This window comes from Stenotrophomonas sp. GD03777 (assembly GCF_029842485.1).
GTDB lineage: Bacteria > Pseudomonadota > Gammaproteobacteria > Xanthomonadales > Xanthomonadaceae > Stenotrophomonas > Stenotrophomonas sepilia.
This window is the reverse complement of sequence record NZ_JAOCGL010000196.1, coordinates 1-3,283: the sequence shown is the minus strand read 5'-3', so window position 1 is coordinate 3,283 and position 3,283 is coordinate 1. Positions and strand designations below refer to the sequence as shown.

Genomic DNA, 3,283 nt, shown 5'->3' with positions numbered 1-3,283 from the left:
CCCGACTTTACTTGGCCGAAGCCTTGTCCTTCATCATCGCGTCGCGGGCCGCCTTGAACGGGTTGCCTGCATACCAGTTCGGCCAACGATCACCACCGGCCAGTTCCTTGCCCACGCCGTACATCAGCTGCAGGTCTTCAACGGTGCCGTCCAGTTTCCAGGTGGCCGCGTCGAACTCGTCCTTCGGGCCATGGTAGCGGTTGGCGCCGTAGTCCGCCGCGGCCTTGCGGCCCGCTTCCACGCCACCCTCGCGCAGGTCCTCGCCGCCATCGGCGTACAGGGCCGGCACACCGGCCTTGGCGAAGTTGAAGTGATCCGAGCGGAAGTAGAAGCCGCTTTGCACCGAGGTCTCACCGTGCAGCGTACGGTCCTGGGCGGCGGCCAACGGCTTGAGGATGTCCTCCAGCTCCGAGCTGCCGAAGCCGGTGACGGTCACGTCCTTGGCACGGCCGGCCACCGACATCGCATCGATGTTGATCACACCGGCGATCTTGTCCAGCGGGAAGGTCGGATGGGCGACGTAGTACTTCGAACCCAGCAGGCCGGATTCTTCCAGGGTCACGGCCAGGAACACCACCGAACGCTCCGGCTTCGGGTCCTGGTGCGCCATGGCTTCGGCCACTTCGAGAATGCCGGCGACGCCGGTCGCATTATCGACGGCGCCGTTGTAGATGTTGTCGCCGGTCTCGCCCTCATGCTTGCCCAGGTGATCCCAGTGCGCCATGTACAGCACCGCCTCGTCAGCGCGCTTGCTACCCGGCAGCACACCCACCACGTTGCGCGACTGCTTCTGTGCGATCTGGCTCTTCAGGTCGACCGCAGCGGTGGCCTTCAGCGGCACCGGCTTGAAGCCGCGCTTGCTGGCGTCCTTGTAGGCCTGCGCCAGGTCCAGGCCGGCACCGGCAAACAGGGCCTTGGCCGCGTCGGCGCTCAGCCAGCCCTGCACCGGGATACGCGCTTCCGGATCATCCTTGGCCGGCAGGTCGTACTGCGGGCCAGCCCAGGAATTCTTCACCACGTCCCAGCCGTAGGAGGCGCCGGCGGTGTCGTGCACGATCAGTGCAGCAGCGGCGCCCTTGCGCGCGGCCTCCTCGAACTTGTAGGTCCAGCGCCCGTAGTAGGTCATGCGCTTGCCGTCGAACAGCTTCTCGTCGTCGACATGGAAGCCCGGGTCGTTGACGAACATGACGACCGTCTTGCCCTTCCAGTCCTGCCCGGCGTAATCGTTCCACTTCTGCTCCGGTGCATCGACGCCGTAGCCGACGAACACCAGGTCGCTGGCATCGACCTTCACCTCGGCCTGGCCGGTGCGGGTACCCACCACCATGTCGGTGCCGAACTTCAGCTCGGTGGTCTTGCCGCCCTGGGTGATCTTCAGCACGGTCGATTCGTCGGCCGTGGTCTCGGTCATCGGCACATCCTGGAACCAGCTGTCGCCGTTGCCGGGCTGCAGGCCGATGCGCTGCATCTGGTCGCGGATGTAGTTGACCGTCAGCTCTTCACCCTTGCTGCCCGGGGCGCGGCCTTCGAACTCATCCGAGGCCAGCGTCTTGACCATCTCGGCGAAGTCGCCGGCATTGATCTCCGGGGAGAACGAATGGGCGGCCGGCTTCGCCGCAGCGGTGTCGGTGGCCGGCGCGGCGGCGGGCGTGTTTTCGCCTTTGCAGGCACTGAGCGCGGCCGCGGCGGCCAGGCACAGGAGGAGTTTGCGGGGCATCGTCGATTCCTGGAGAACAAAGGGCGGCCGCACCTGATGCGCGACCGGTAACAGTGAGTATCACCGAACCGGCAGGTCCGGCGGGTTCAGTCCGCCGGGGCGGTTTCGGTGTCGAACGGAATTGGCTCGGCGCCGGTCACCGGGCCGATGCGAGCGGAGCGATGCACGTACAGCACCACTTCGCGCTCGAACTGCAGGGGGCCGTTGACCACCGCATTCGGGCCGATGATCACGCGCGGCTTGCGGCTGGCGGTCAGCGAGACACTGAAGTTCGGCTTGCGCACATGCACACCGCCGTTGACCTGCGAACCGATACCGACGGTGATGTCACCATTGACGGTCTCCACGTCCTTGCCGACGCGGCTCTCGACCAGGCCGATGCCGCCGTTCACGGTCTCGACGCCGCCTTCGATCTGGCTGCCGCGATCAGTGAAGATGCTGCCGTTGACGGTGCTGACGCCGCCACTGGCGATCACTTCACGACCCAGGCGCACACCGCCGTTGACCGTTTCGATCTTGCCGGTGCGCGCGCGGTCGGCGACCTTCACCCCGCCGTTGACGGTGTCGATGCTGCCGGTCTCGACGCCTTCGCCGACGCGGATGCCGCCGTTGACGGTGTCGAGCTTGCCGTAGCGTTGACCGGGTTCGGCGCTGATGCTGCCGTTGACCTTGCTGATGTTCTCCTGCGCACAGACCGGCCCGGTGGCCAGCAGTACGCCCAACAGCAGCGGAATGGAAAGAGTTTTCATGGCGACCTCGATGGATGTGCGGCTGGCAGGCCGCGTGCGGAGATGTCACCATTCCCCGGTAACCCCCGCAACTGCCTGAAGTCACTGGAAAGCCCTTGCGCGACAACGCCTTCCCATCACGCCGACATCACATCGCCGCTGCCCGCGGCGGTCGCTGCCTGCTGCTGGGGCTGGCGTTGGCGCTGGCCCTGCCGCTGCCCAGCGGTGCGCAGACCACCCGCGAGACCGAGCGCAAGCTGCAGAAACTGCGAACCGAATTGAAGGGCGTGGCGCAGGAGCGACGGCAGATCGAGGGCCAGCGCGGGCAGGCATCGCAACAACTGCGCGAGGCCGACGAGAAGGTAGCCCGCACCGGCCGTGCCCTTGCGCAGACGGAAGCCGCGCTGCGCGAGCAGGGCCGCGCCCTTGCCGAAGCCGAGCAGCGCCGCAGCACGCTGCAGGGCAACCTGGCCCAGCAGCACCGCGAACTGGCCGGGCTGTTGCGCGCGGCATATCAGCTGGGCAACCACGCACCGCTGAAGCTGCTGCTGTCGCAGGACACGGTGGCCGATGCCAACCGCGCCCTGGCCTACCATCGCTACCTGCAGCGCGAGCGTGCGCAGCGGATCACCACGCTGACCGCCGACCTGAAGGAGCTGGAAGCGCTTCAGGCGCAGATCGCCGAGCGCAAGCAGAAGCTGCAGGGGACGCAGCAGGACCAGAAACAGCAGGCAGCCGCCCTGGAAGCGGACCGCCGCGATCGCGCAAAGACCGTTGCCTCGCTGGAAGAGCGCTTCAAGGACCAGCGTGAGAAGGAACAGGCACTGGGCCAGGACGC

Annotated in this window: 2 protein-coding genes and 1 pseudogene; 1 reads left to right on the top strand and 2 read right to left on the bottom strand. The window is 66.8% G+C overall.

What is annotated here, in order from left to right; all coding sequences use genetic code 11:
* Positions 1-7: 7 nt before the first annotated feature.
* Both N5E02_RS20560 and N5E02_RS20555 read right to left on the bottom strand, forming a co-directional pair.
* A complete protein-coding gene (locus N5E02_RS20560) occupies positions 8-1,717 on the bottom strand; it encodes a M28 family metallopeptidase (protein ID WP_065186708.1) in 1,710 nt (569 codons plus the stop codon).
* 86 nt (positions 1,718-1,803) lie between these two features.
* Entirely contained in the window at positions 1,804-2,466 is a 663-nt protein-coding gene (locus N5E02_RS20555; RefSeq protein WP_005414989.1) for a hypothetical protein, read from the bottom strand.
* Positions 2,467-2,561: 95 nt separating this feature from the next.
* On the opposite strand from N5E02_RS20555, the pseudogene N5E02_RS20550 reads away from it, so the two are divergent.
* Positions 2,562-3,283: pseudogene (locus N5E02_RS20550) on the top strand (peptidase M23); the annotation flags it as partial.

Bases quoted from the DNA above. Each gene is read 5' to 3' on its own strand.
- N5E02_RS20555 (WP_005414989.1), bottom strand. From the start codon at position 2,466: ATGAAAACTCTTTCCATTCCGCTGCTGTTGGGCGTACTGCTGGCCACC.
- N5E02_RS20560 (WP_065186708.1), bottom strand. From the start codon at position 1,717: ATGCCCCGCAAACTCCTCCTGTGCCTGGCCGCCGCGGCCGCGCTCAGT.